The organism is Streptomyces sp. NPDC090994 (genome assembly GCF_044768905.1).
Classification (GTDB): Bacteria; Actinomycetota; Actinomycetes; order Streptomycetales; family Streptomycetaceae; genus Streptomyces.
Genome location: NZ_JBIVWS010000003.1, coordinates 470767 through 496631, shown reverse-complemented (window position 1 = coordinate 496631; position 25865 = coordinate 470767). Strand labels below are relative to the sequence as shown.

General features: G+C 71.4%; 20 protein-coding genes and 1 pseudogene. 6 read left to right on the top strand and 15 right to left on the bottom strand.

Going from position 1 to position 25865, the window contains the following annotated elements:
• Window positions 1-482 precede the first annotated feature (482 nt).
• Window positions 483-4010 carry an FG-GAP-like repeat-containing protein gene (locus ACIQR3_RS09630; RefSeq protein ID WP_403536509.1) on the top strand — a complete coding sequence of 1176 codons (3528 nt, stop codon included), beginning with the start codon at window positions 483-485 and terminating at the stop codon, window positions 4008-4010.
• A 69-nt stretch (window positions 4011-4079) separates the two neighbouring features.
• On the opposite strand, the gene ACIQR3_RS09625 is transcribed toward ACIQR3_RS09630, so the two are convergent.
• Together ACIQR3_RS09625 and ACIQR3_RS09620 are read right to left on the bottom strand one after the other, a co-directional pair.
• Complete coding sequence (locus tag ACIQR3_RS09625; protein WP_403536506.1) at window positions 4080-4553, bottom strand: DUF3237 domain-containing protein; 474 nt, start codon at window positions 4551-4553, stop codon at window positions 4080-4082.
• A 14-nt stretch (window positions 4554-4567) separates the two neighbouring features.
• Window positions 4568-5107 (bottom strand): phenolic acid decarboxylase, encoded by a 540-nt coding sequence (locus ACIQR3_RS09620; protein ID WP_285442553.1) that lies wholly within the window; start codon window positions 5105-5107, stop codon window positions 4568-4570.
• Between the two features lie 125 nt (window positions 5108-5232).
• Here ACIQR3_RS09620 and ACIQR3_RS09615 point away from each other — a divergent pair, with 125 nt between their 5' ends.
• The 5 genes from ACIQR3_RS09615 to ACIQR3_RS09595 all read left to right on the top strand — a co-directional run bounded on the left by ACIQR3_RS09615 (window position 5233) and on the right by ACIQR3_RS09595 (window position 10726).
• On the top strand, window positions 5233-5772 hold the full coding sequence (locus ACIQR3_RS09615) for a MarR family winged helix-turn-helix transcriptional regulator (protein WP_215167104.1): 540 nt from the start codon (window positions 5233-5235) through the stop codon (window positions 5770-5772).
• A gap of 217 nt (window positions 5773-5989) precedes the next feature.
• Complete coding sequence (locus ACIQR3_RS09610; RefSeq protein WP_215167105.1) at window positions 5990-6568, top strand: SigE family RNA polymerase sigma factor; 579 nt, start codon at window positions 5990-5992, stop codon at window positions 6566-6568.
• A 2-nt stretch (window positions 6569-6570) separates the two neighbouring features.
• The gene (locus ACIQR3_RS09605; RefSeq protein WP_403536796.1) at window positions 6571-7428 is read left to right on the top strand and encodes a hypothetical protein; all 858 of its coding nucleotides are present in this window, start codon (window positions 6571-6573) and stop codon (window positions 7426-7428) included.
• 88 nt (window positions 7429-7516) lie between these two features.
• Window positions 7517-8347 carry a pectate lyase gene (locus tag ACIQR3_RS09600; RefSeq protein WP_403536501.1) on the top strand — a complete coding sequence of 277 codons (831 nt, stop codon included), beginning with the start codon at window positions 7517-7519 and terminating at the stop codon, window positions 8345-8347.
• A 183-nt stretch (window positions 8348-8530) separates the two neighbouring features.
• Window positions 8531-10726, top strand: coding sequence for a family 43 glycosylhydrolase (locus tag ACIQR3_RS09595; protein ID WP_403536499.1), 2196 nt, complete (start codon window positions 8531-8533; stop codon window positions 10724-10726).
• A 2-nt stretch (window positions 10727-10728) separates the two neighbouring features.
• On the opposite strand, the gene ACIQR3_RS09590 is transcribed toward ACIQR3_RS09595, so the two are convergent.
• From ACIQR3_RS09590 to ACIQR3_RS09530, 13 genes and pseudogenes are all read right to left on the bottom strand, one after another.
• Window positions 10729-11841: a chondroitinase-B domain-containing protein gene (locus tag ACIQR3_RS09590; protein WP_403536497.1), complete on the bottom strand. Its 1113-nt coding sequence runs from the start codon at window positions 11839-11841 to the stop codon at window positions 10729-10731.
• Between the two features lie 30 nt (window positions 11842-11871).
• Window positions 11872-13044, bottom strand: a complete 1173-nt coding sequence (locus ACIQR3_RS09585; RefSeq protein ID WP_403536494.1) for a dienelactone hydrolase family protein — start codon at window positions 13042-13044, stop codon at window positions 11872-11874.
• Window positions 13031-14308, bottom strand: coding sequence for a polysaccharide lyase family 1 protein (locus ACIQR3_RS09580; RefSeq protein WP_403536492.1), 1278 nt, complete (start codon window positions 14306-14308; stop codon window positions 13031-13033). Before ACIQR3_RS09580 ends, ACIQR3_RS09585 begins: the two co-directional genes overlap by 14 nt.
• A complete protein-coding gene (locus ACIQR3_RS09575; protein ID WP_403536489.1) occupies window positions 14301-15407 on the bottom strand; it encodes a pectinesterase family protein in 1107 nt (368 codons plus the stop codon). The genes ACIQR3_RS09580 and ACIQR3_RS09575 overlap by 8 nt, the downstream gene beginning before the upstream one ends.
• Before the next feature lie 105 nt (window positions 15408-15512).
• Window positions 15513-16838 carry a polysaccharide lyase family 1 protein gene (locus tag ACIQR3_RS09570; protein WP_403536487.1) on the bottom strand — a complete coding sequence of 442 codons (1326 nt, stop codon included), beginning with the start codon at window positions 16836-16838 and terminating at the stop codon, window positions 15513-15515.
• A 28-nt stretch (window positions 16839-16866) separates the two neighbouring features.
• Window positions 16867-17655, bottom strand: a complete 789-nt coding sequence (locus ACIQR3_RS09565) for a rhamnogalacturonan acetylesterase (RefSeq protein WP_403536485.1) — start codon at window positions 17653-17655, stop codon at window positions 16867-16869.
• A gap of 126 nt (window positions 17656-17781) precedes the next feature.
• Window positions 17782-19140, bottom strand: a complete 1359-nt coding sequence (locus ACIQR3_RS09560; protein ID WP_403536482.1) for an ABC transporter substrate-binding protein — start codon at window positions 19138-19140, stop codon at window positions 17782-17784.
• Window positions 19141-19318: 178 nt separating this feature from the next.
• Window positions 19319-20359 (bottom strand): annotated as a pseudogene (locus tag ACIQR3_RS09555) (polysaccharide lyase family 1 protein); the annotation flags it as partial.
• A gap of 55 nt (window positions 20360-20414) precedes the next feature.
• The gene (locus ACIQR3_RS09550) at window positions 20415-21944 is read right to left on the bottom strand and encodes a family 43 glycosylhydrolase (protein ID WP_403536480.1); all 1530 of its coding nucleotides are present in this window, start codon (window positions 21942-21944) and stop codon (window positions 20415-20417) included.
• Window positions 21941-22786 (bottom strand): PmoA family protein, encoded by an 846-nt coding sequence (locus ACIQR3_RS09545; protein ID WP_403536477.1) that lies wholly within the window; start codon window positions 22784-22786, stop codon window positions 21941-21943. Before ACIQR3_RS09545 ends, ACIQR3_RS09550 begins: the two co-directional genes overlap by 4 nt.
• On the bottom strand, window positions 22783-23928 hold the full coding sequence (locus tag ACIQR3_RS09540; RefSeq protein ID WP_403536474.1) for a Gfo/Idh/MocA family protein: 1146 nt from the start codon (window positions 23926-23928) through the stop codon (window positions 22783-22785). Before ACIQR3_RS09540 ends, ACIQR3_RS09545 begins: the two co-directional genes overlap by 4 nt.
• 94 nt (window positions 23929-24022) lie before the next feature.
• Window positions 24023-24922, bottom strand: coding sequence for a carbohydrate ABC transporter permease (locus ACIQR3_RS09535; protein WP_403536471.1), 900 nt, complete (start codon window positions 24920-24922; stop codon window positions 24023-24025).
• Window positions 24919-25854: a carbohydrate ABC transporter permease gene (locus tag ACIQR3_RS09530; protein ID WP_403536469.1), complete on the bottom strand. Its 936-nt coding sequence runs from the start codon at window positions 25852-25854 to the stop codon at window positions 24919-24921. Before ACIQR3_RS09530 ends, ACIQR3_RS09535 begins: the two co-directional genes overlap by 4 nt.
• Between the last annotated feature and the right edge of the window lie 11 nt (window positions 25855-25865).

The following is a 25865-nucleotide window of genomic DNA, read 5'->3' as shown; positions in this document are numbered from 1 at the left end:
ACGACAGTGATCCCCACACAGCGGCAGCCCCCGCGCACACAGTTCCGTCCAATGTCGATCACGAACTTTCCGGCACCCCTTCACGAAAAGTCAACAAGTCCTGGAGAGCTGGTGATCTAGGCCACATGCATAATTCCTGCGGCATTCAATAAAGGCTGTTCAGCCCACTCAAGATGTACGAGACCAGACCAAAGAGAGCCCAATTCACCATCAAGCAAGGGTAAATAGCAATCGTTTGACCAGACTGTCCCGTCGCGTGAACCTCCTGGTCAGGCACGCAAGTTGGACACGTGGCCGAAAAGGATCGTTCCGTCGGGCAAGTCGGCGAGCGAAAGACCCAAAGCCGGGTGTGGCGCAACCTCGCCGCATCGGTCATGCTCTGTGCTCGTTTCCTGGACCGACCCTTCACCACGGCCGGAGACACAAAGGGAACTCGCAGAATTCCGGGGTTTCGGAATTCCAGGGGGAGGGGACGCAGCACCATGGAACGTCGTCGCTTCGGCCTGTCCGCGTCCGGACGCGGACGGGCAGGGGTGGGCGCACTGGTCGCCGGCGCGCTGGGCGTCGGACTGCTCACCGTCCCGCTCCTCCACACGTCCGACGGCACCGACGGACGGGCCGGCTCCGAGAAGGCCGCCGCGCGTCCGCTGACCGAGGAAACCGCTCAGGAGCAGGCCGTCAGCAGGGGCGAGCGGGTGGAGGTCGGCACGCTGCGCGACGAGACCTCCGAGACCTACGCCCGCCCCGACGGGAGCTTCGAGACGGTCGTGCACGGGGCGCCGGTACGGGCGAAGGTGAACGGGGTCTGGAAGACCATCGACACGACCTTGACGCAGGTGGCCGGGGGCGGATGGGCACCCAAGGCCAGCGCTGAACCCGTCGTGTTCTCCGGCGGCGCCGACGCGGGCACCGGGAACCGGGCGGCGAACCGCGGCTCCGCGTCCGCGGTCCGCCCGGCGGTGTTCACGGCCGACGGCGGGAACGCCCTCCGCGTCGCCGACGCCACCGAGGGCTACACCGCATTGGCCACCCTGACCAGCGCCGGGCACGAGATCACGCTGAGCTGGCCGGGCTCGGTGCCCGAGCCGGTGGTGAGCGGGCCCAGCGCCCTGTACCGAGACGTGTTCGACGGGGTCGACCTGATGCTGACCGCGCAGGCCGACGGCTTCAGTCACGTACTGATCGTGCACAGCGCCGAGGCGGCCGCCGGTCCGGCGCTCGCCGAGCTGTCGTACGGCCTGTCCTCCCCCGGCCTGACCTTCCACCTGGACCCGGTCACCAAGGTCGTCAGCGCCAAGGACCGCGACGGTGAGGAGTTCGCCTTCTCACCCACGCCCTACCTGTGGGACTCGGCGGGCCGCCCCGCCGTCACCGAGGGCGACGATCCCGAGCCGACGGAGAGCGAGCCGGAGCCGGACCCGTCGTACTCGGAGGAGTCGGGGGCACCGGTCGGCGAAGAGCCGGCCGTCCCCGAGGACGGGATGGACACCGACGCCCCGACGGAGACCGCGTCCGCCGAGCCCGCACCGGCCGCATCCGGCACCACCCCGTCCAGCGAGGCCACCGAGACGGATCCCGCCGACACCGCGTCCGCCGGTCCGGCGAGCGCCGGGGAGACGGCCGGCGGCGGCACGACGGGCGTCCGGCAGGCCGCGTACGCGGACGCCGCCCCCGCCTCGCTGACGGACGAGGAGGTGTTCGCGCTCGCCGGACTCGCCGGGCCCGACCCCGGTACGCACATGGCGGTCGCCGGTGCCGCACTGACCGATCCCGGCGCGGCCTCCACCGGTCTGTCGATCACGCCGGACAGCGATCTGCTCACCGCCGAGGACACCGTCTACCCGGTCTTCATCGACCCCACGATCTACGGCAAGACGAAGAACTGGACGACGGCGTACAAGAAGTACCCCAGCTCCAGCTTCTACGACGGCGCCAACTACAACAGCGGCACCACCGAGGCCCGCGTCGGCTACGAGTCGACCACCTGGGGTCTGTCGCGCTCCTTCTTCCGGCTGGGCTGGAGCACGAACCTGAAGGGAGCCGTCGTCTCGTCGGCCACCCTCTCACTGCGGGAGACGTACTCCTGGTCCTGCTCCAGCCGTGAGATGCAGGTGTGGACCACCGGGTCCATCTCGTCCAGGACGACGTGGAACAACCAGCCGGACTGGAAGTCGGAGATCGGCACCAAGTCCTTCGCCCACGGCTACAACTCCTCCTGCCCCGACGCCTACGTGGAGTACAGCGCCAAGGCGGCCACCCAGGACGTCGTCGACAGCGGCGGTCAGACGATGACCATCGGACTGCGCGCCACCACGGAGGACTCCGCCTACTCCTGGAAGAAGTTCCGCGCCGAGGGGGACAGCGCCCCCAAGCTGAAGATCGTCTACAACCGCAAGCCGAAGACGCCGAGTTCGGTGAAGCAGTCCCCCGGCGGGACCTGTGACTACACCACGCCGTACGTGCGCATCGGCAAGCGGGATCTCGTCCTGTCGGCGAAGTCCTCCGACGCGGACGACACCTCCACCCGGCAGGACCTGCGGTACCTGGACTTCGAGCTGTGGCGGACCGGCTACGGCGACGACAAGATCGTCGACAAGAACGCCACGGTGACCAGCACCGGCACGGCGTCGGTCACCGTGTCCAAGTCGCAGTTCACCAACGGGTACCAGTACTCCTGGCGGGTCCGCGCGATCGACTCGTCCGGAGCGGCCTCCGCGTACTACCCCACGAAGAGCCCGAAGGTGTGCCGGTTCGTCTACGACAGCACCATGCCGAACGAGCCGATCGTGTCCTCCGACGACTACCCGGCCGCCGACGAGGACGGGAGCGTCTGGTCGGAGGTGAAGTTCGGGACGTCCGGCGAGTTCACCTTCGCCCCGGACGAGGACAAGGACGTCACCCGCTTCGACTACTCCTTCAACGGCACGAGCTACGACGAGAGCGAGGAGGTCCCGGCGGGCCAGTCCGTCACCCTGCCCCTGCCCCCGCCCACCGCGGGCCCCAACGTGCTGTACGTGCGCGCCGTGGACAGCGCCGGCAATCCCTCGCAGGGCACGAAGTACCTGTTCTACGTGACGCCGAGGGACTCCGCGGACGGACCGGGGGACGCCACGGGGGACGGCGTCCCGGACCTGTACGCCATCAGTTCCAACGGCAACCTGACGCTGTACCCGTCCACCAGCGCCGGCGACCTGCACGTCGGCCTGGCGGCCGGTCATGACGACGGCGTCGGTCTGCTCTCCGACAAGGACGGTGACGGCGAGGAACACCTGCCCGGCTACTGGATGGGCGACGACGGCGCGCCCGCGCTCCTCGCGCACGGCGGCGACGCCCTCGCGGGCGACGGTGTCGGTGACCTCTTCGCCCGGATGCCCGACGGCAAGCTGTACGTGTACCCCGGGGACGGCTACGGCAGCGTCGACATCTCCCGGCGCAGCACGGTCCGGTTGCCCTCCGGCTCGCCCGACCCGGCGACGTTCGACCAGATCATCGTGGGTGACTACGACGCCGACGGCCGGGCCGACATGTTCGCGACGGGGACCGGCGGTGAGCTGTGGGCCTTCGACGGGTACACCGGCGCCACCTTCCTCAGGACGACGAAGATCAATTCGTCGGCGTGGCTGGAGCGGGATCTCGTCTCGGTCGGTGACCACGACAAGGACGGCGCCCCCGACCTGCTGTGGCGCTCCGGCTCCTCCAGCCGCCTGTACCTGCGGTACGGGGTGAAGGACAGCGCGGGCGGCTCCACCATCGCCTCCCTGTCGACGGCGGCGGCCTCGAAGACCGGGGACGACGAGGTCTACGCCGAGGGCTGGTCCACGGCCACCGTGCCGGTGACGCACCTTCGCGGCACTCCGGACGTCGACGGGGACGGCATCCCCGACATCTGGGCCCTGTCCAGCTCGGGAAGCGTCTACTTCCACAAGGGCGGTTCCTCCGTCATCGGCAGCGGCGCCGCCGTCATCAGTTCCGCCAGCGAGTGGGGGACGACGAAGCTCGCCTTCGGGTGAGGCGCTGAGCACGTGCGGGGCGTACGGCCGCTGCCGCGCGACGAGGGAGGCGGCGCCGGGAGGCCGGCCTCAGCCGAGCAGGAAGACGTCCAGCTCCACGCTGTCCGGCCGGCGCTCGCCGGTGGCGACGAAGAGGCGTTCGTTGAGCCACGCGAGCCGGCCGGCGGCGGTGGTCAGGCGGGGGTGGCTGCGGAAGTAGATCACCTCCGGCGCCACCTCCTCGCCCCGGACCAGGGCCGCGATGTCCTCGGGCCGTCCCGAGCGGATCCCGGTGTTGTGCACCGCGATCCGCTCGCCGCGGTCGGTCTCCAGGGCGTACCGGGCGTCCAGTTCCGTCAGGGTCGCGGTGCGCAGGACCTGGTGGTCGGCGCCGCCCGGCAGGACGGTGCCGCGCACCTCGGGCCCCTCGAAGGAGCCGCCGGTCAGCGGCACCAGCCGGCGGTGGCCGTCCGGTGCCTCGCCCAGGTCGTACGGGGCGGCGACGCGCACCGACAGGTGGGCGAAGAAGGTGAGGGGCGGCGGCGGGGCGGGGGTGGGCGTCATGGTGTCACCGTCTCTCAGTTGACGCGGTCGGCGAAGCCCTCGGGCAGGCTTTCGGGGCCCACCGCGACGATGCTCTCGTCGTCCTCGCCGACGTGCTCGAACAGGGTGATGCGGGCGAACTCCGGGACGACGTAGATCGGGTAGGTGGGGCCGGCGTCGCGGAAGGCGCGCATCTCGTCCAGGTGCTCGTTCTGGTAGAGCACCGTCCTGCTCCCGTCCTCCTCGATCCAGCGCGGGAAGAAGATCGTGCCGTGCAGGACCCGGCGGCCGGGCAGCACGTTGACGACGACCGAGGTACCGGTCGGCTCGTTCCAGGAGACCTTGTAGACGTCCTCGGCGAGCCGCACCAGGTCGACCTCCTGGTCCTTGACCCAGCGCCCGCCGACCATGCCGGTGTGGATGCGGTAGTCGATGGTCGTGGCGTTCTTCACGTACATCTCGTACTGCCAGCCGTTGGCGTACGTGTAGATGAACCGGTGCCCGGTGATGCCGGACAGGTCCTGCGGCGGGACGGGGTTCTCGACGGTGGTCGGGGCGTCGGTCGCGGTGCCCATGTGGTGCTCCTCACTCCTGCCTGCCCGCGGACCCTCCGTGCGGGCCGCGGCGCTTCACTACCAGATGATTGTGTCACAAAAACTGTTTGTCACAAAACTATCGGGGCGCGGGTCACAATGGGGCCATGAGCGACAGGGACCAGGCAGCGGGCCGGACGGACGGCCCGGACGCGGCGGGGACACCGGGAGCGGTCCGGGTGGCCACCGGGCTGGGCGGACTGCTGGGGCCGCTGCGCCGGGCGGTCCTGCGCGCCACCCGCAACGCCGAGGGGCTGCCGGACCTGCCGGAGGCTCAGATCGAGTTGCTGCGGGCGCTCTCCTCCTCGCCCGAGGGCCTCTCCCCCGGCGCCGCGGCCGCCCGGCTGCGGGTGGCGCCGTCCACCGTGAGCAATCTCGTCCGCACGATGTCCGCCGCACAGCTGGTGGAACGGGTCCGTCCGGCGCACGACCAGCGGACGGTGGTGCTCACCGCGTCACGACAGGCCCTGGAGCTGCTCGACCGCTACGACCGGGCCAGCACCGCCGCGCTGGTCCGGATCGTCGAGGAGATGCCCGGCTCCGACCGGGCGGCCCTGGACCGGGCCCTGCCCGCCCTGGACCGGCTGGTCCACGCACTGGAGGAGACGGACGGCGGCACGGCGGGTGGCACCACGCCCGCGCCCTGAACACGACCCGGACGTGACCCCGCCCGCCCACCGGCCGAGCGGCTCGGAGTGGCTCGGAGCGGTCCTGAGCGGTTCGGAGCGGTCCTGAGCGGTTCGACCTGTCACACAACGTTCGGCACACCGTACGGAGTTGAGGTCCGACGCTGGTACAGTGCCGCTTCCCAACCCGGCGTACGGCTGTTCGACGTCGGGGAACCGCTGCGAGGAGAGACCGTCCGTGGGCACAGTCGTCGACGACGCCGCCTCCGTGGAGTTCCATGAGTTCTTCGAGCGTCACTACGCCGAACTGTCCCGGCTGGCCCGTCTGTTGACGGGTGAACCGGACATCGCGGACGATCTGGCGGCCGACGCGCTGCTGGCGTTGTGGCACCGCTGGGACCGGGTGCGCGCGGCCGATCATCCGGTGGCGTACGCCCGGGGTGTCGTCGCCAACCTGGCCCGGACCCGGGTGCGCAGCGCGGTGCGGGAGCGGCGGCGGGTCGCGCTGTTCTGGTCGCAGCGCGAGGAGCGGACCGAGAACCCGGACGTGGCGGCCGTGGTCGACGTGCAGGAGGCGCTGCGCTCGCTGCCGTTCCGCAAGCGGGCCTGCGTGGTGCTGCGGCACGCCTTCGACCTCTCCGAGAAGGACACCGCGCTCGCGCTGGGCGTCTCGGTGGGTACGGTGAAGAGCCAGACCTCCAAGGCGATGGCCGAACTCCAGCGACGGCTGGGCACGGAGCGGGCCGCGCTGCGGGTACGCGCGACGGCGCGGAGCGTAGGACAGGGCACCGGCACGGCCGGAGGAGGGAACCGGTGACCGTGCGCGACGGCCACGAGGAGGTGCGCGCCCGGCTGCGGGAGGCGGCCGAGGCGCATGAGCCCGACCGGGCGCGGATGCTGGCCCGGATCGAGCGCGGGATGGCTTCTCCCGCCGGTCACCCGGCGGGGGCGGCCTCCCGCGCCGGACACCGGGCGACGCGCCGGCCCGTGTGGGGCTGGACGCGGGTGGTGGCCGCCACCGCGGCGGTGGCGGGCGTCTTCGGCCTGGGCGCCGGCGCGGTCGCGCTCGCCGTCCGCGGTGAGGACCCCGCGCCCGGGACGGTCGCGGTCTCGCCGACGCCCTCGTCGTCCCCGACGCCCCCGACCGCGCCCAGTACCCCCAGCGCCTCGGCGACCCCCACCGCACCGGTGACCCCCACCACTCCCACGGCCTCGGCGACCCCCACGCCCCCGGCGACCCCGACGGCGCCCACGGCCCCGACGGCCGGCAACGGCGTGTCGGACGGTCCGCTGTGGTCGGACGGCTCGGTCGACCGGCACAGCAACACGTTCTGGGCGCAGAGCAACGTCACGCTGAAGACGGAGGAGAGCCTGTCCGCCCTCACCGTCCGGCTGCGGATCGCGCAGACCGGCGGGGTCTCCTCGGCCGGGGCGTGGCGGTCGCTGCCCGAGGAGGACTTCACGCTGACCGTCACCGAGGACGACGGCTTCCTCGTCTACACGTGGGTGCTCAAGGAGGGCCGCACGGTCCCGGCGGGCACCTGGGTGTTCGCCGGACAGTACGACCACGAGCGCGGCGGCCGGGACGCCGGGGACGACACCTACGCGGCGACCGCCGTCTCCGGCTCCCAGGAGCTGTCGGTGGACGGTGACTTCGCACCCCAGGACGACGACTGAAAAAATCTTTTCGTGAGGGCGGCAACCTCTCGCCCCGGTGGCGGCGACCAGGAAACGCAAGAACGTTCCCTCACGCAAGGAACCTTTCATGACCGCACGAACCGAGCAGCGCGTCCGTCACCGCCGCGGGGTCTCCCGGCGCCGGGCGGTGATCGCCTCGGCCGCCGCGTTCGGCATCACCGGCGCGGCGATCGTCACCACGTCGATGCTGTCCACCGCGGGCGCCGCCTCGTCCTGGCCGACCGCCACCGGCAAGAAGGCCGTCTCCTCGACGATCTCCGTCTCGGGCACCTACGACGGCGGGCTGAAGAACTTCTACGGCTCCGGCGACCTCGGCGGCGACGGCCAGGAGGAGGGCCAGGACCCGATCTTCGAGCTGGCCGACGGCGCCGTCCTGAAGAACGTCATCATCGGCACCCCGGCCGCCGACGGCGTCCACTGCAAGGGCTCCTGCACCCTGCAGAACGTGTGGTGGACGGATGTCGGCGAGGACGCCGCCTCCTTCAAGGGCACCTCGTCCTCGGCGACGTACAAGGTGATCGGCGGCGGCGCGAAGAAGGCCGACGACAAGGTGCTCCAGTTCAACGGCGCCGGGAAGCTCACCGTGACCGGCTTCCAGGTCGAGGACTTCGGCAAGCTGGTCCGCTCCTGCGGCAACTGCTCCAAGCAGTACAAGCGGACCATCGTGCTGAGCGACATCGACGTCACGGCGCCCGGCAAGGCGCTCGCCGGCATCAACACCAACTACGGCGACACCGCCACGCTCTCGGACATCCGCATCCACGGCGACGACGACGAGGACATCGACATCTGCGTCCGCTACACGGGCAACGACGACGGTGACGAGCCGACCAAGACCGGCTCCGGCGCGGACGGCACGTACTGCAAGTTCGACGACTCGGACATCACGTACGACTGATCCCGCTCTCTGATCCCGTCCTCTGATCTCCCCCACCAGGCCGTCCGGACACTTCTCCGGGCGGCCTGCGAAATTTTCGGAAACTTCCGTACCGGCCGCGCCTGTTGACGCCCTGTTCCCCCCTGGTGACACTCCGAGGGCACCCCTCCCCTCAAAACCCACCAGACTCCGACAGGAAACGTCATGCGTCGCCACACCGCCCGCGCGTTCCTGCCCGCCGCCCTCACCGTCCTCCTCTCCCTCCTGCTCACCCTGCTCGCCGCCCACCCAGGAGCGCCGTCCGTGAACCACCCCCGCTACGCCGGTTACCTCTTCGCCTACTTCACCGGCGAGGGCACCGCCGACGGTGAGCAGATCCGCTACGCCCTCAGCCGCGGCAACGACCCGCTGCACTGGCGGGAGCTGAACGGCGGCGAGCCCGTCCTCACCTCCACCATCGGCGAGCGGGGCCTGCGCGACCCGTTCGTGATCCGCGCCCCCGAGGGTGACAAGTTCTACGCGATCGCCACCGACCTGCGGATGTACCGGAACAGCAGCGGCAGCTGGGACGAGGTCCAGCGGCACGGCAGTACGTCGGTCATGGTCTGGGAGTCCACCGACCTGGTGCACTGGACCGACCAGCGGCTGGTGAAGGTCGCCCCGGACAACGCGGGCAACGCCTGGGCGCCGGAGGCGTACTGGGACGCGTCGCTGGACGCGTACGTCGTCTTCTGGGCGTCCAAGCTGTACGCCGACGACGACCCGGAGCACACCGTATCGACGTACAACAAGATGATGTACGCGACCACGGAGGACTTCCGCACCTTCAGCGAGCCGAAGGTCTGGAGCGACCCCGGCTACTCGGTCATCGACTCCACGGTCGTCGCGCACGAGGGCACCTACTACCGCTACACCAAGGACGAGCGGAACCCGACCTCCAGCACCCCCTGCTCGAAGTTCATCACCGCCGAGAAGTCGAAGGAACTCACCGGCACGTCCTACGACTTCGTCGCCGACTGCGTCGGCAGCGGCGCGATCGACCGCGGTGAGGGGCCGACGGTCTTCAAGTCGAACACCGAGGAGAAGTGGTACCTGTTCATCGACGAGTACGGCGGCCGGGGCTACGTCCCCTTCGAGACCACCGACCTCGGCTCGGGCGAGTGGACGGTGTCCGAGGACTACCAGCTCCCGGCCAGCCCCCGGCACGGCACGGTGCTGCCGGTCACGCAGGAGGAGTACGACCGCCTGCTGACCGCCTACCCGGCCTCGCCGACGTCGGTGACGGACGTGACGGCCAAGGGGCAGAAGGGGTACGCGATCGTCACCGAGGCGTCCTCGAAGGTCGTGCTGCCCATGGAGCCCGGCGCCGACACGCGCCGCCTCGCGCCGAAGCTGTGGACGGCCGAGGGGTCGACGGTCAGCCCGCGCTCCGGCACCCGCCGGGACTTCCGCGAGCCGCAGACGTACACCGTGACGGCGGCCGACGGCACCCGGCGCGAGTGGACGGTGGAGGCGGTGCCCACGCGCAGCCCGGTGCTGCCGGGGCTCACCGCCGACCCGGACGTGCACTACCTGGACGGCGAGTACTGGATCTACCCGACCACCGACGGCTTCCGGGGCTGGAGCGGCACCCGCTTCTCGGCGTACTCGTCGAAGGACCTGGTGCACTGGCGGGACCGGGGCGTGATCCTGGACCTCGGCCCGGACGTACCCTGGGCCGACTCCCACGCCTGGGCGCCGGCGATCACCGAGCGCGACGGGAAGTACTGGTTCTACTTCTGCGCCGAGCAGCAGATCGGCGTGGCGGTGGCGGACTCCCCCGCCGGGCCGTTCGAGGACGCCCTCGGCGAGCCGCTGATCGGCAGGACCGACTTCGCGGGCCAGATGATCGACCCGGCCGTCTTCACCGACACCGACGGACAGCCGTACCTGTACTGGGGCAACGGCCACGGCTACGTCGTGCCGCTCGGCGACGACATGGTGTCCTTCGACCCGGAGGCGGTCCGGGACATCACCCCGGCGGACTTCCGTGAGGGGTCGTTCGTGATCGAGCGGGGCGGCACGTACTACTTCATGTGGTCCGAGGACGACACCCGCAGCGAGGACTACCACGTGGCCTACGCGACGGGACCCTCCCCGCTCGGCCCGTGGACGAAGCGGGGGACGATCCTGTCCAAGCGGCCGGAGTACGGCATCCTCGGCACCGGCCACCACTCGGTGGTGAACACCCCCGGCACCGACGACTGGTACATCGTCTACCACCGGTTCGCCCTGAACGGCCCCGGCCGGCCCGGCGGCGACGGCACCCACCGGGAGACCACCGTCGACCGGCTGGAGTTCGCCGCCGACGGATCGATCGTCCCGGTGGTGCCGACGCTGGGGTCGGTCCGGGGCCGCTGAGGTCAGTCCATCGTGGCGCCGATGGTCGTGCTGCCCGTCGTCAGGAAGGTGGTGGCGGGCAGCGTGCCGCTGGACGAGCGGGCGTTGTAGACGGTGGTCGCGTCCGTCGACACGAAGGCCGGGGTGGCGATGCCGGAGTCCCAGTTGTTGCCGGCCGAGACGACCGAGGAGCCCTTGCTGACCGAGCCGCTGCCGTTGCCCACGGCGAGGTTCTTGCCGAGCCGGGCGGCGGAGGTGGCGAAGTAGTAGCCCCACTTGGCGTTGGCGTAGGCGGTGGTGCGGTTGATGACGATGGCGCCGGTGTTGGAGTTCTCGGTGAAGCCGTTGCCCTGGTTGTCCCAGGCGGCCGAGTTGTTGACGACGTGCGCGACGACCTCGCCGTCCCCGCCCAGCTTGTAGCCGTTGCCGTCACCCGCGAACGCCGAGTCGGACCAGCGGTTCTTGCCGTTGCCGAAGGCCCAGGTGTGCTCGACGGTGACCGGGGACGAGAACGACCAGTAGTCCAGGCCGTCGTCGGAGTTGTTGAACAGCCGCGCCCCGGTGATGAGGTTGCCGGTCCCGGAGCCGTACTTCACGGCGATGCCGTCGGCGTTCTCGCCGTGGTTGGCGGCGTCGTAGTGGCCGTAGGAGTCGAGGTTGCGGACGGTGTTGTTCACGGTGCCGTCGCCGGTCAGGGTGAAGCCGGAGTCGCCGCCGTTGATGGTCTTGACGTTGTTCCAGTTGGTGCCGGTGCAGGACGTGCAGACGACGGCGCTGTCCGGGGAGTTCTGGAACGTCATGTTGGAGACGTTCCAGTAGTCGGCGGTCAGCTTGAAGATCCAGTCGCCGTCGGGGAGGTTCGAGCCGTCGATCTTCACGGTCTCCGAACCGTACGCGGTGAGCGTGACCGGCGCCGACGAGGTGCCGTTGGCGGTGGACTGGAGGGTGGCGGTCGGGTAGTACGTGCCGCCGCGGACCTGGATGACGGTGCCGGCGGTGGCGTTCTTGATGGCGTTGGACAGGTCGGTCACGTTGCTGACGACCACGGTGGCGGCCTGCGCCTGGGTGGGGAGGGCGGCGACGCCGGTGCCGAGCGCGAGTGCGGCGACGGCGGTGAGAGCGGTGCGACGAGACATGGTGTGCGGGTCCCTTCTCGTACAGGTGTCTTAGAGGGTGGAGTCGAGCCAGGCGAAGACCTCGTCCTGCATGGGGGCGGTGAAGACGTGGCCGACGCCCGGCCAGAGATCGGTGCGCAGCCGGTGCCCGGCGCGGCGGGAGTCCCAGACGGCACGCAGCTTCGCGTAGGCCGCCGCCACGCCGTCGGGGGTGAACAGGGTGTCCCGCTCGCCGTCGACGAAGAACATCGGCCGGGGTGCGGCGATGCTCGCCACGTCGGGGATGTCCAGGTGCCGGGCGAGTCCGGGGTGCAGCATGTAGTACGCCGACTGCCCGCGCAGCGTGTTGTTGCCGGGGACCATCATCTCCTTCAGGCCGGTCATCCAGCAGACGCTGACGGCGGCGGCGATGTCGTCGCTGAGGGCGGCGGTCTGCCAGGCCCGGTAGGCGCCCATCGAGAAGCCGACGGCGGCCACCCGCCGGGCGTCGACGCGGTCCAGGCCGGCCAGGAAGCCGGCGGCGCGGGCGTCCTCGCGGGCCATGAGCCCGGCGAGCGAGGAGCCGAGGTTGTAGAGGTTGGCGGCCAGGGCCTGCTGCTGTTCGTAGGTGACGGGGCCGCGGTCGCCCCAGCCGAGGGCGTCCAGGCACAGCACCACATAGCCGTGCCGGGCCAGTTCGTCGCCGACGAACCGGCCGTCGAGGAGCTTGTCCGCCCACGCCTGGGCGGAGGCGAGCCGGGTGCCGTCGTCCCAGGGGGCCCAGGGCCGGACGCACTTCTCCTTGCCGATGTCGAACTTGGCGCCGTGGTCGTGCAGCAGCAGTACGGCGGGGAAGGGCCCGGTGCCGTGCGGGGTGAGCAGGCTGCCGCGCACCCGGGTGTGGCGGGTCAGGGCGAGGGTCACCGACTGGCGCCGGTAGCCGTCGCCCTCGGGTCCCTCGGTGAACTCCGGGTCGTACGGGGTGCCTCGCTGGTCGTCGACGAGGAGGTGGTCCTCGACGGTCCGGCGGGCGGTGCGCCGCCACGTCCGGAAGTCGCGGACGGGTGAGGTGCCCCAGGCGAGCGGGAAGCGCAGCTCGTCCTTGAGGGCCTGGTGGAAGTCGGGAAGGTTGCCGCCCACGAGATCCTCCGCCCGTGCGGTGCCCGCGCCCGTTCCGGTGAACAGCGCGGCCGTTGCCGCCCCCGCCACGAAGGTGCGGCGGCCCAGGGGTTCACGGGCGGTCATGGGACCTCCCGGTGCCGGCGTGCCGCAGGACGTACCGCTCGACGGCGCGGGCGGAGGTCAGGGCCCGGTGGTCGTAGACGTCGGCCGGGTCCCAGCCCACGTCGTCGGCGAGGCCGAGGCCGCGCGCCACGGCGTCCAGGTGCGCGGGGCGTCCGTTGAACCAGGACCCGGTGTCGTGGAACGCCGTGGCGCCGTAGTCGGCGACGGCGAGCGCGGGGGTGCCGTGCGGGTAGGCGAAGACGTTGCGTTCGGAGAAGACCGCCGACTCGACGCCGGCGCCGAGCGCGTACAGCGTGTCGTCCGCCCGGCCCCGGTAGACGTTGTTGACGACGTGCACCTGTCCGAAGCGGACGCGCGGGGCGCGCTGGGTGATGCCGGTGAACAGGTTGCGGGCGAAGGTCACCTTCAGATGGCCGCGGTCCCGGTCGCCGCGGCTGTCGCCGGAGCCGATGAGCAGCGCCTTGTCGTGGTCCTCGAAGCGGCTGTCGGAGACGGTGATGAAGTCGGAGCCGTCCTCGATGTCCAGCAGTCCGTCGTGCCGCTGGACGGGTTCCCCGTGGAAGCCGGTGGGGGCCTCGCGGTCGGGGAAGCGGCCGTCGGTGAAGACGCAGTGGTCGATCCAGATGTGCGTGCCGGTGATGACGGTCATCGCGTCGAACCGGGCGTTCCAGTTGCCGCTGGTGCCGTCGTCGGGGGACCAGCTGGTGAAGTGGTCGACGGGCGCTTCGAGGCGGAGGTTGCGCACGATGATGTCGGTGCCGGTGTTGACGGTCAGGAAGACGCCGAGCAGCGAGGCGCCGGCCCCGGTGCCGACCAGGGTGGTGTTGCTCGGCACGGTGAGCTGGATCTGCGCCTTCTCGTTGTTCGACCCGGTCTGCCGCAGCTGCCGCTGCCGCTTGCAGTAGTCGTGGCGGGTGTCGGACCAGGTGGTGCCGTCCGCGCCGAAGCAGGACATGTACTGCGTGAGGTCGTAGCCGGGGGCGTAGTCCTGCTCGCCGAGCGAGGAGCCGTCGTCGGCCTGGTGCCCGTCGATGGTGCCGGCCACCCGGATCACCTTGGGGGCGGTCGGGTCGCCGTCGTTCGCGAGGGCTTCCTTCAGCTCGGCCCGGTTGTGCACCGTCCAGGTCCGGCCGCCCGCCCCGCCGGTGGTGCCGAGGCCGGTGGCGGCCCAGCCGACGGGCCCGGGTACGGCGGCCGAGGCGGGGGCCGAGGGCAGCAGCAGGGCCGCGCAGGCGAGCAGCGCGGCGGCCGCGGCCCTACGCACGGGGCCGCCAGTCGCCCAGGTAGGCCGCCTTGGTGTGGGCCGCGGCCTCGGCGCGGGTGAGCTGGGGCCGGTTCTCCGGGACAGTGACGGCGGCGCCGGGGCCGGTGTTGCGGTACTCCCGGAAGCGCTGGTCCTGCCAGGGGTAGGCGTCGCGCATGTTGGCGTACGGGGCGACCGCGTCGATGCCGGCGCCGAGGCGGGTCTCGCGGACGGTGAGCATCGGGCGGGCGGTGGTGTCGGAGCTGGGCACCCAGGGGCGGGCCAGCTTGTAGTAGCCGTCGGGGGCCTCGCTGCTGATCCGGCTGCCGGTCACCAGGTAGCCGCGCGGGTTGGCGCCCGCCGTGGAGGGCGCGAAGACGAAGCCGTACGGCGCCGCCGCCAGGTCGGTGCGGACCAGCGTGCGGAAGTGGCAGTGCTCGTACACCGCCGTCGCCCGGCCGAAGACGAAGTCGACGTCGCCCTCGACGTAGCAGTGGGCGTAGTACTGACGGGCGAAGAGGGTCAGGTCGCGGGTGTCGGCGTACAGGGTGTCCTGGTGGCCGAGGAAGCGGCAGTGGTGGAAGGCGGAACGGTCGCCCTGCACCTTGATCGCGACGGCCTGGGTGCCGGTGTAGTCGGGGTTGTCGCTGCGCAGCCAGTCGTTGGCGAAGGTGATCCAGCGAGCGGTGAAGCCGTCGGCGGCGACCGTGGTGGTGGCGGAGCCGCTGGTGCCGTAGGTGCCGGAGCCGTCGGGCCTGGGGGTGCCGGCCGCGTTGTCGTAGACGATGACGGTGTCGCGGGGGTCCTCGGAGGCGCCGATCCAGGTGGCCTCGGTGCGGGTGGCGTCGACGGCGACGGTCTCGCGGTAGGTGCCGGGGGCGAGGACCAGGGTCCGGCCGCTGCCGGTGGCGGCGGTGACGGCGGCCTGTACGGAGGTGAAGTCGCCGCGGCCGCGCGGGTCGACGTACAGGGTGCCCGGGGTGAGCCGGGCGGCCGGGGAGCCGTAGCGGCCGAAGGGGCGGCTGCCCGCGGTGGCGGGGGCGGCGGCGAGGCCGAGGGCGGCGCCGGCGCCGGCGGTCGCCAGGAGGAAGGCTCTGCGGGAGGGGACGGGGCGGGACATGCGGGTGCTCCTTCAGAAGCGGGTTCTCGAAGGGGGATCTGCGGTGGGGGATCTCCGGTGGGCCGGGGCGGCGCGAGGGCGCCCCGGCCCTGGCTGCGCGCGGGGTCAGCGCAGGCGGCCGGCGCCCGCGCCGCGGTCGACGAGGGCGGGGACGGCCTTGGCCGGGTCCACCTTCGTCCGCAGCTGCGGCGTCCAGCCCGCGCCGGAGGTGAGGGTCTCGGCCGGGATCTCCGCGTTGTGCACGGCGATCAGGTCCACCGGCTTGCCGTTGACCCGGTTGTGGGCGGCGGTGACCGGCGCCTCGCTCCACTTCTTCAGCACCTTGGCGGCGCTGATCCCGTCCGGCAGCGTGAACGCGTTGTACTCGGCGACCAGCGCGGACTCCTTGCCGACGCCGAAGCTGTAGGCGTAGTCCTCGTTCGCCACGAAGTGGTTGTCGTAGACGTCGACCTGGCCGAAGCGGACCCGGGGCGCGCGTTCGACGAGGTCCTTGAACAGGTTGTGGTGGAAGGTCGCCTTCAGGTGCCCGCGGTCGCCGGCGGCCGTCGACTCGCTGTCGCTGTTGCCGATCAGGATCGTCTTGTCGTGGTCGGTGAAGACGTTCCAGGAGGCGGTGACGTAGTCGGCGCCGCGCACGATGTCGAGCTGCCCGTCGTGCTGCTGGTACAGCATGCCGAAGTAGGTCGGGGCCGCGCTGTCGGGGTGCTCGCCGTCGGTGAACGTGTTGTGGTCCAGCCAGACGTGGGTGGAGCCGTACACCACCGCGCTGTCGTACTCGCTGTTCCAGTTGCCGGTGTCGCCGTCCGTCGGGTCCCACTGCGGGAAGCAGTCGACGGGGCTCTCGAAGGTCAGGTTGCGGACGATGACGTTGTCCACGCCCTTGATCTGGAGGCTGGCGCCCTTGATCCCGGCGTTCCGGCCGACGCCGATGATGGTGGTGTTCGCCGGGACGCTCGCCTTGATGGCCTGGCTCTGCTGAGCCGCGGAGGCCCGCCGCAGTCCCTCGGGGCTGTCGTCGGGTTCGGCGCTCAGGTCGGTGTCGTAGCCCCAGGTCGCCGGGTCGTACGCGGCCAGGTAGGCGTCGAAGTCGTAGCCGGGCACGGCGAACGCGTCGCAGCCCTCGGCTACGGCGTCGATGGTGCCCTTGACCTTGATGATGCGGGGCGCGGTGCCGTCCGCCGCCAGGGCCGCCTTGAACTCGGCCCAGGTCGTCACGGTGTACACGTGCTCCGCGTCGGCGGCGGCGCCCCCGGTCGTCCCGGTGCCGTACGCGGCCCAGCCGTCGTTCGCGGGCAGCGTCTGCCGGGCGGGGTCCCGGTGCTGGGGGCGGGCCTCGGCACCGGCCGCGGTCAGGCCCACCACCAGGGCGGTGCAGCCGGCCAGCGCGGCACCCTTTCCCATGACGTGCCCATGCCATCTCTGTGTCTGCATGTGTGCGGCTCTCCTCTGTTACGTCGTCTCAGGCTTCGGGCCAGCTGATCCAGGACGCGGGGATCTCCGCGTCCAGGCGGCGCGCGTCACGGTGTCCCAGCACCCGGGTGCGCAGCAGTTCCCGCACCACGAGCCGGGCCACCTCGATCGCGCCGGGCGGGTTGAAGTGGGTGTTGTCCTGCTCGGTGGCGGTCCAGTTGAAGTACGCCTTGGTCCCCTCCACGCCGAGCCGCTGCCACAGCGCCAGCGACAGCGCCTGGACGTCCAGCAGCGCCACGCCCTCCTCGGCGGCGAGCGCCCGCATGGCCGCCGGGTACTCCCCGTGGCTCGGCAGCGCGGTCCCCGCCGCGTCGAACCGGCGCCGCTCGACGGGGGTGGCGAGCACCGGCCGGACACCCCGCGCCCGGGCCCCGTCGACGTACAGCCGCAGGTAGTCCTGGTACGTCGTCCAGGGCTCGGTCCAGCGGGCGGGGTCCTCGCTCTTCTCGTCGTTGTGCGCGAACTGGATCAGCAGGAAGTCTCCGGGCCGGACGACCCCGAGCACGGCGTCGAGCCGTCCCTCGTCCACGAAGCTCTTGGAACTGCGCCCGTTGACGGCGTGGTTGGCGACGGCGAGGTCCGCGCGCAGGAAGAAGGGGGCCGCCATCCCCCACCCCGTCTCGGGCGCGGCGTCGGCGTACTTCTGCGCGGCGGTGGAGTCGCCGGCGATGTGCATGGTCCGCCTGTGCGCACCGGCTTGTGCGGTACCGGTGGCGGCAAAGGCCAGAGGTACGGAAGCAACGGCAGCGGCGGCGACCTGTCTGCGGCTGAGAGACACGCCGGTCAACCTTTCAGGAGGGGAAGGATATGTCCCTAGGGGCGCGGGGAACCGCGCGCCCGGCCGGGGACGGCCCGCGGCCTGCACACCACAGGCCGCCCCACGGCGATTCTCAGCTCCGGGCGGCTAGCCCTTCTGCTCGTTCCACTCGGCCTGCGCCTCGTTCAGCTGCTCGGCCACCGTGTCCAGGAAGTCCTTCGCGCTCATCTTGCCGAGCAGCACCTTCTGGAAGTTCGGCTCGTTGTCGGCCTTGGAGATGGTGTTCCAGTCCGGCAGGTAGTACGGCAGCTGCACGATCGTCGTCGAACCGTCCGACAGCGCCTGGGCGGCCAGCTTCGTCGGCTCCGACTCCGCGACCCACGCGTCCTTCGCCGCGTCGGTGTTGGCCGGCACCTGTCCCGCCGACTCGTTGAACTTCGAGTTCGCCTCGTGCGAGACGGCGTACTCGATGAACTTCCAGGCCGCCTCCTTGTTCTTGGAGCTCTTGAAGATGCCGAGCCCGTCGACCGGGTTGGAGACCTGCACCCGCTTGCCGCCGGGTCCGACCGGCTGCGGGATGCCGCGGAACTTGTCCTCGCCGAACGCCTTCACATGGTCCTGGTAGGAGCCCAGGTTGTGGTTGAGCATGCCGATCGTGCCCGAGTCCCACTGGGCGACCATCTTGGTGAAGTCGTTGTTCAGGTCGGCGGCCGGCGTGACCTTCTTGTAGAGCGCGGCGTACTTCTCCAGCGCCGCCACGTTCTTCGGGTCGTTGACGGTGGTCTCCTCCCCGGCGGCGTCCCAGAAGGAGGTGATCCCGGACTGCCCGTACATCGCGTCGAGGGCCTGGGCGATGGAACCGGCGCCGCCGCGGATGGTGTACCCGAACTCGTTGTCGCCGGCGTCGGTGAGCTTGTCGGCGGCCTCGAAGAAGGCGTCCCAGGAGGAGGGCTCCTCCAGCCCCGCCTTCTCGAACAGGTCGGTGCGGTAGTACAGGACGCCGTTGTTGGCGGAGGTCGGCACCGAGTACAGCGTGCCGTCGCCGCCGCCGGCCGCCTTCAGCGACTCGACCATGTCCTCGTTGAGCTTGCCGTTCAGGGAGGAGTCCGCGAGCCGGTCGTCCAGCGGCTCCAGCGCGTTCTGCGCGGCGAACCCGGCGAGCATGGCCGCGCCGACCCCGCCGACGTCGGGCAGCCCGCCGCCCTGGATGGACGTGTCGACCTTCGACTGGTACTCGGTGGAGGCGATGCCGACGTACTCGACGTCGATGTCCGGGTTGGCCTTCTCGAAGTCGGCGATGATCTCCTTCCAGATGTCGGTGCGGACACCGCCGTTGTTGTCCCAGAAGACGATCTCCCCCTTGCCGCTGCCCTCGGCCCCCTCGCTGCCGCCCGTGCCGCTGCCGTCGTCCCCGCAGGCGGTGGCGGTCAGCGCGAGTACGGCCCCCAGGGCGACGACGGCCGGTGTCCGGCGCCTGCCGGTGCTGCTGCGCATGCTGATCTTCATGAGTCGGCTCTCTTCTTCTGGATCAGGCTGGATGAAGCGGTGTGGAGCGGTGTGGAGCGGTGTGGAGCGGAGTGGCGCGGAGTGGAGCGGTGTGGAGCGGAGTGGCGCGGAGTGGAGCGGTGTGGAGCGGAGTGCTGGACGTACGGGCGTGCTGATCGCGTGGGGGGAGTCAGTGGACCCCGATCCGCCGCTGCGGACCGGAGAAGCGTTCGACCAGCGCCGGGACGGCCGCCGCCGGGTCGAGCCGGTAGGTGTAGAAGTCGCCCGGCTCGAAGGCGTCGCCCCAGGTGTCGTGCCGGCCGGTGGTGTTCACGGTCACCGAGCCGCGCTGCACCAGTTCGGCGGTGGCGTCCGCCTGGTAGGGGTGCTGGACACCGTCGTAGTAGCTGTTCTCGATGACCATCCGGGTGGCGCCCCGCGCCCAGTTCCCGTAGGTCCAGACGGGGTCGCCGTCGGCCACCTGGGCCGACAGGTAGTTGTTGTAGAGGTGCGCGTAGGCGCAGTTGTCGGCGGACGGGTTGCGCTGCTTGGTGCCGGCGAACCAGTTGTGGTCGATGGTGATCTCGGTCCGCGTGTTCTCCGTCCAGCCGATGCCCATCGCCTTGTTGTGGTCGGTGAAGCGGTTGTAGGAGACGGTGACATACCGGCTGTCCTTGCGGATGTCGAGCAGTCCGTCGCCCATGTGCGTGAAGTGGTTGTGGTCGATCCAGACGTGGTGGACGGAGTCCATCTGGATCGCGTCGAAGTCGGTGGTCTTGCCGTCCCAGTCGCCCTCGACGTAGGAGTCCCGGATCGTCAGGTTGCGGATGACGACGTTGTGCGTGCCGGGGTTCAGGTGCAGTTCGCCGTGGACGATCTCGCCGCTCGTGCCGACGCCGACGATCGTCTTGTCGGAGGCGACCGTGATGTCCGAGCCGAACGGCTCCACGGCGATCGAGCCCGCCACCCGGATGACGTACGGCTCCTCGGCCGCCGCGTACTTGGCCAGCGCCGCCTGGTCGGTGACGGTGACGACCTCGCCGCCCGCGCCGCCCGTGGTGCCGCCGGCCAGGGAGGCGAAGCCGTGCGGCCGGTCGGAGAAGCGGTCGGTCCCCGGCGGAGCGGCCGCGGCGGCCCGGGCCTCCCCGAGCGTCCCGAGGGCCAGGGCGGCCACCAGGCCGAGGACGGCGGCCAGGGTTCCGCCCCTGCCCGGCAAGCGCTTGCTACGGAAGTGCGTCATTGCGGCTCCCCACAGGCGTACGGAGGTAGGAGGTACGGAGGTAGGAGGTACGGAGTTACCAGGCGGTGATCCGGAACCCGGTGAAGTCGGCCGTGCCCGCGGCCGGCTCTCCGGTGGGTGCGGCCTGCTCTCCGGTGGGTGCGACGGCGAACAGGCCGAGCAGGGCGCCGACCCAGCGCCAGGGGGTGGCGGCGAAGACCTGCCCCGAGGGGCGGAAGCCGTCCCCGGTGTCGGCGTGGAAGCGGCAGCGTGCGTGCGGGCCGATCTCGATCCGCAGCCGGGCCCGGCCCTCGGGGGCGAGCCGCGCGTGTGCCGCGTCCCGTTCCGCCTCCGCGACCGTCTCGCCGAACCGGTGCACCAGGTGCACCGCCCCGTCCGCGCCGCGCTGGAGCCCGATCCAGCTGAACGCGTCCCCGAGCACCACGAGCCCGGCCCGCGCGCCCGCGCCGTCGCTGTCGAGGCGCAGTTCCACCTCGACCGCGCACGGGGTGCCGGGCAGCCGCTGGGTGAGCACGTTCGGCAGCCTGCGCGGGTCGTGCGCGTCGGCCGAGCGGACACAGGCCAGCCGCAGCCCGTCCCCGGTGTGCGGGAGAGCCCAGCCGTCCTGGGGGTTGGCGGTCCAGGACCACTGGGGGCCGAACCGTCCGCCGGGGAAGTCGTCGTCGGTGGCCGGAGCCGCCGCCGAGGGCGGCAGCGCGGGCCGCCGGTGCTCGGTGACGGGCGCGCCGTCGTCGCCCAGCACCGGCCAGCCGTCCGGGTCCCAGCGCATCGGCTGGAGGTGCACCACCCTCCCGTACGCCCCCCGCTGCTGGAAGTGCAGGAACCAGTCCTCGCCGGCCGCCGTGCGCACCCAGCCGCCCTGGTGGGGGCCGTTGACGTCGGTGTCCTTCTGCTCCAGGACGATCCGCTCCTCGTACGGTCCGAAGAAGTCGCGGGAGCGGAAGGCGCCCTGCCAGCCGGTCTCCACCGACCCGGCGGGCGCGAGGATCCAGAACCAGCCGTCGTGCCGGTAGAGCTTGGGGCCCTCCAGGGTGAACCAGCCGGGGAGGCGGTCGGCGTCGACGATCACCTTGCCGTCGTCGAGCAGACCGGTGCCGTCGGGGCGCATGCGGTGGCCGGTGAGGCGGTTCTTGATGCCGGAGCGGGACCGGGCCCAGGCGTGCACGAGGTACGCCTCGCCGGTCTCCTCGTCCCACAGCGGGCAGGGGTCGATCAGGCCCTTGCCCGCCTTGACCAGGTGCGGACGGGTCCACGGGCCCTGGACGTCGGGGGCGTTGACCTGGAAGATCCCCTGGTCGGGGTCGCCCCAGAAGATCCAGAGGCGGTCGTCGTGGTGCCGGATGGACGGGGCCCAGACGCCGCAGTCGTGCCGGGGCGCGGCGAAGGTCTCCGCCGGTTCCAGCCGGTCGAGTGCGTGGCCGAGCAGGGTCCAGTCGACCAGGTTCCGGGAGTGCAGCAGCGGCAGGCCGGGGGCACGGCCGAAGCTGGAGGCGGTCAGGTAGAAGTCGTCGCCGACGCGCACGACGTCCGGGTCGGACCAGTCGGCGTTCAGGACGGGGTTGCGGTAGGTGCTGCTGCTGCTCACGGGCTGACCGCCTTCCGTACGAGGGCTGCGGCGCCGTCGGCGTCGAGGCGGCCGTCGGCGACGACGGTGACGATCCGGCGGACGGCCGTGTCGCCCGGGGCGACCGCCAGCCGGGTGGCGTGGGCGAGCGAGGAGCCGACGCCGGGATACTCCTCGGTGCGCACGAACCAGGGGTCCTCGCGGGTCCGTTCGGTGGCCCCGGCGAACACCAGCGACCAGCCGGCGCCGACCAGGGCGAGCCAGTCGGCGCGGCGGCCGTGCGCGGCGGCCTCGCCCTCGGCGTCCGGGGTGAGGACGTCCGGCGCCGCGTCCTCCTTGCGGGCCCGCCAGAAGAAGCCGCCGTAGGCCGCGCCGGGGCGGCCGTTGGTGGCGGGGCTGCCGAGGGTGAGCGGGCCGGCAGTGATGTTGGTGAGCGAGAAGGTGAGGTCCAGGGCCCAGGCCCGGTCGGTGAGCGCGGTGGCGGCCACCGTACGGCGCTCGCGCAGCAGCTCGGTGCCGGCGGCGATCCAGGACAGCTCCTGTACGAACCCGTCGGAGTCGCACAGCGGGAAGCCGGTGTGCCGCTGGGCGCCGTGGTTGTCCAGCTCGGTCGGGCCCCGGTCGCGGACGAAGGTGCGCCCGCCCCAGAAGTTGTGCCCCTCGACGTCGGGAACGGCGACACCGACGCCGAGGTGGTGGGCGTGGTCGGCGGGCGCGGACTCGGTGACCGGCGTGCCGGCCAGGGTGGTGACGGGGTGCAGGTAGGGGCGTGGGGAGAGGCGGGCGGGCAGCTCGGGCCGGGTGACGTACCGGGCGACGGGGCGGCCGGCGACGCGCAGGACCGGGGCGTCGGTGCCGGTCATCGGGCGGTCACCTCCTTGGCGGCCCAGGGGGCGCCGAGTTCGGAGTAGAGGGAGAGGGTGCCGGCGGCGGACTCGACCAGGGCGTCGACGCCGGGGACCACCCGGCGGGCCTCGGCGGCGATCCGGTGCCAGGCCGTCTCGGGCAGCGGTCGCGGGTCGGGGGCCCGGCGGATCGCCTCGACGACCCGCATGAAGGCGCCGGTGCCGTCGGGGGTGACCAGCAGGCCGGTGCCGTCGGCCAGGTGGTCGAGGAGGTTCTCCAGCAGGTCGGTGCGGCCGTGCTCGTACTCCTCGGGGCCGTGGCCGGCGCGCTGGAGCAGGACGCGGTCCTGCTTGTACCAGAAGGTGATCCGGCCGCGGGTGCCGTGCACCAGGACGTACGGTTCGGCGGCGCGTTCGGCGCACAGGGTGGCGGCGACGGTGATCCGCAGGCCCGTCGGGGCGGTGACGCGGACGCAGGAGGTGTCGTCGGCCTCGATGTCGTTGGCGCGGTGCAGTTCGGTCTCGACGGTGGCGACGTCCTGGTCGCGGGTGGCGCCGCCGAGGGCCAGGGCGGTGGCGACGGCGTGCGCGAGGGGGTTGGTCAGCGCCCCGTCGACCACGTCGGTGCCGTCGTCCATGCGGCGCCGGCCGGCCCAGGGCGAGCGCCGGAAGTACGCCTCGTCGCGCACCCAGGCACCGGCCCCGCCGATGCCGGTGACCTCGCCGATCGCGCCGTCGGCGATCAGCTCCCGGACGGCGGGCATGGCGTGCGAGCCCAGCGACTGGAACCCGATCTGGCAGGCGACGCCCGCCTCGGCGACCCCGTCGGCCATCCGGCGGAACTCCGCGAACGACGGTGCCGGGGGCTTCTCCAACAGCAGGTGCACGCCTCGGCGGGCGGCGGTCAGCGCCAGGTCGGTGTGGGTGGGGATCGGCGTGCAGACGACGGCGACCCGGGCGCCGGTGGTGTCGAGGAGGGCGCCGAAGTCGGCGGACTGGGCGGGGAGTTCACCGCCGTACTCCTCCTCCGTCAGGGGGGTCAGCTCGCAGAGGCCGGCCAGCCGGACGCGGCCCGCCCGCTCCAGGCGGCGGAGGTTGGCGAGGTGCCAGCGGCCGTGCCCGCGGGCGCCGGCGAGGACGACGGGCAGGGGTGCGCTCATGAGGCCCTCCCCGCGGTGCCGGCGGTCAGGTCGCGTTCGCTGCCCGGGCCGTAGGTGGGGTGGATGGTGCGCAGGTCGGCCGGTCCCCGTCTCATCAGCCCTTCACCGCCCCGGCGCTGAAGCCCGTGATCAGCCACTTCTGGATGAAGGCGAAGACGATGACGACCGGGACGGCCGCGATGATGCCGCCGGCGGCGAGCGCGCCGAGGTCGACGCTGTCCGCGCTCATCAGGGAGTTGAGGCCGACCGGGATGGTCTGCTTGTCCTGGTTGTTGAGGAACATCAGGGCGAACAGGAAGTGGTTCCAGGAGTGCACGAAGGCGAAGGAACCCACCGCGATCAGACCGGGCCGCAGCAGCGGCAGGACGACGATCCGGAAGGCCCGCATCCGCCCGCAGCCGTCGACCCAGGCCGCCTCTTCCAGGGAGTACGGCACGTTCTTGATGAAGTTGCTGATCAGGATCATCGACAGCGGAAGCTGGAAGACCGTCTCGGCGATGATGACGCTGCCGAGGGAGTTGATCATCTGGAGTTCGGCGAAGATCTCGAAGAGCGGCACGAGGAGCAGCGCGCCGGGCACGAACTGGGAGCAGAGCAGGGCGAGCATGAAGCCCCGCTTGACCCGGAAGTCGAACCGGGCGAGGGCGTAGCCGCCGGCCAGGGCGACGACCGTGGTCATCACCAGGGTGGCGACGCCGACCAGGACGCTGTTGCCGAAGTAGGTGCCGAAGTTGCGCTCCGTCCAGACCTTCTCGAAGTGGTCGAAGGTCATCGGCCAGGGCACCAGCGAGGTGGAGCCGGCCGGGCGCAGGGAGAAGAGCAGGATCCAGTAGAACGGGATGAGGGTGAAGACGAGGTAGATCCCGAGCGGGAGGTAGATCTGCCAGCGGGGGATCTGGTCCCAGGCGGGGCCCTCCTTCTTCGCCGGGCGCGGCGGGGCGGGGGCGGCCCGCTCGGGGGCGGGGGCGGCCGTGGCGGCCTCCTTGGTGATCACTTGTTCTCGCCTCCGAACTTGCTCAGCCGCAGGTAGACGATCGAGCAGAAGAGCAGGATCACGAACGCGACCGTGGTCAGCGCCGACGCGTAGCCGAAGTCATGGGCGTCGACGGAGGTGTTGGCGATGTAGAGCGGGAGGGTCGTGGTCTCGCCCGCGGGGCCGCCGCCGGTCAGGGTGTAGAGCAGGTCGACGTTGTTGAACTCCCACACCGCGCGCAGCAGCGTGGAGAGGATGATCGCGTCCTTCAGGTGCGGCAGGGTGATGTGCCAGAACTGCTTGATCCGGCCGGCCCCGTCGACCTCGGCGGCCTCGTACAGGTCCTTCGAGACGGACTGGAGGTCGGCGAGGATGAGGATCGCGAAGAAGGGCACCCCGCGCCACAGGTCGGCGACGACCGCCGCCGGGAACACGGTGGAGGTGTCCGACAGCCAGCTCGTGCCGTAGGAGCCGATGCCCAGGTCGGCGAGGTAACGGGTGATGCCGGTCTGGGAGTTGTAGAGCAGCACCCAGATGGCGGAGGTCAGCACGCCGGAGACGGCCCACGGGGAGAAGACCAGGGCGCGGCCCAGGCCCCGGCCCACGAAGGTCTGGTTGACGATCAGGGCGAGCGCGAGTCCGAAGAGCAGTTGCAGGCCGACCTCGACGAAGACCCACTTGGCGCTGAAGACGAGGGTGTCCCAGAAGACCGGGTCGTCGGTGAAGATCTTGGTGAAGTTGTCGAAGCCCGCGTAGCCGTTCCGCCACGGCTTGGTGGGGTTGTACTCCTGCAGGCTGTAGTAGAAGACGCTGATGACCGGGTAGGCGATGAAGCCCAGCATCAGCAGACCCGCCGGGGCGATCAGCAGGTACGGGAGCCTGCGCGGCGTGGCGGAGGCACGGCGCCGCCTCGGTGGCGCGGGCGGTTTCGCCACGGCTGCGGCTTGGGCCATGACTGTTCTCC

Coding starts and splice junctions, on each gene's coding strand:
- ACIQR3_RS09630 (WP_403536509.1), top strand. CDS start 483: ATGGAACGTCGTCGCTTCGGCCTGTCCGCGTCCGGACGCGGACGGGCA.
- ACIQR3_RS09625 (WP_403536506.1), bottom strand. CDS start 4,553: ATGACGCCCACCCCCGCCCCGCCGCCGCCCCTCACCTTCTTCGCCCAC.
- ACIQR3_RS09620 (WP_285442553.1), bottom strand. CDS start 5,107: ATGGGCACCGCGACCGACGCCCCGACCACCGTCGAGAACCCCGTCCCG.
- ACIQR3_RS09615 (WP_215167104.1), top strand. CDS start 5,233: ATGAGCGACAGGGACCAGGCAGCGGGCCGGACGGACGGCCCGGACGCG.
- ACIQR3_RS09600 (WP_403536501.1), top strand. CDS start 7,517: ATGACCGCACGAACCGAGCAGCGCGTCCGTCACCGCCGCGGGGTCTCC.
- ACIQR3_RS09595 (WP_403536499.1), top strand. CDS start 8,531: ATGCGTCGCCACACCGCCCGCGCGTTCCTGCCCGCCGCCCTCACCGTC.
- ACIQR3_RS09590 (WP_403536497.1), bottom strand. CDS start 11,841: ATGTCTCGTCGCACCGCTCTCACCGCCGTCGCCGCACTCGCGCTCGGC.
- ACIQR3_RS09585 (WP_403536494.1), bottom strand. CDS start 13,044: ATGACCGCCCGTGAACCCCTGGGCCGCCGCACCTTCGTGGCGGGGGCG.
- ACIQR3_RS09575 (WP_403536489.1), bottom strand. CDS start 15,407: ATGTCCCGCCCCGTCCCCTCCCGCAGAGCCTTCCTCCTGGCGACCGCC.
- ACIQR3_RS09570 (WP_403536487.1), bottom strand. CDS start 16,838: ATGCAGACACAGAGATGGCATGGGCACGTCATGGGAAAGGGTGCCGCG.
- ACIQR3_RS09560 (WP_403536482.1), bottom strand. CDS start 19,140: ATGAAGATCAGCATGCGCAGCAGCACCGGCAGGCGCCGGACACCGGCC.
- ACIQR3_RS09545 (WP_403536477.1), bottom strand. CDS start 22,786: ATGACCGGCACCGACGCCCCGGTCCTGCGCGTCGCCGGCCGCCCCGTC.
- ACIQR3_RS09540 (WP_403536474.1), bottom strand. CDS start 23,928: ATGAGCGCACCCCTGCCCGTCGTCCTCGCCGGCGCCCGCGGGCACGGC.
- ACIQR3_RS09530 (WP_403536469.1), bottom strand. CDS start 25,854: ATGGCCCAAGCCGCAGCCGTGGCGAAACCGCCCGCGCCACCGAGGCGG.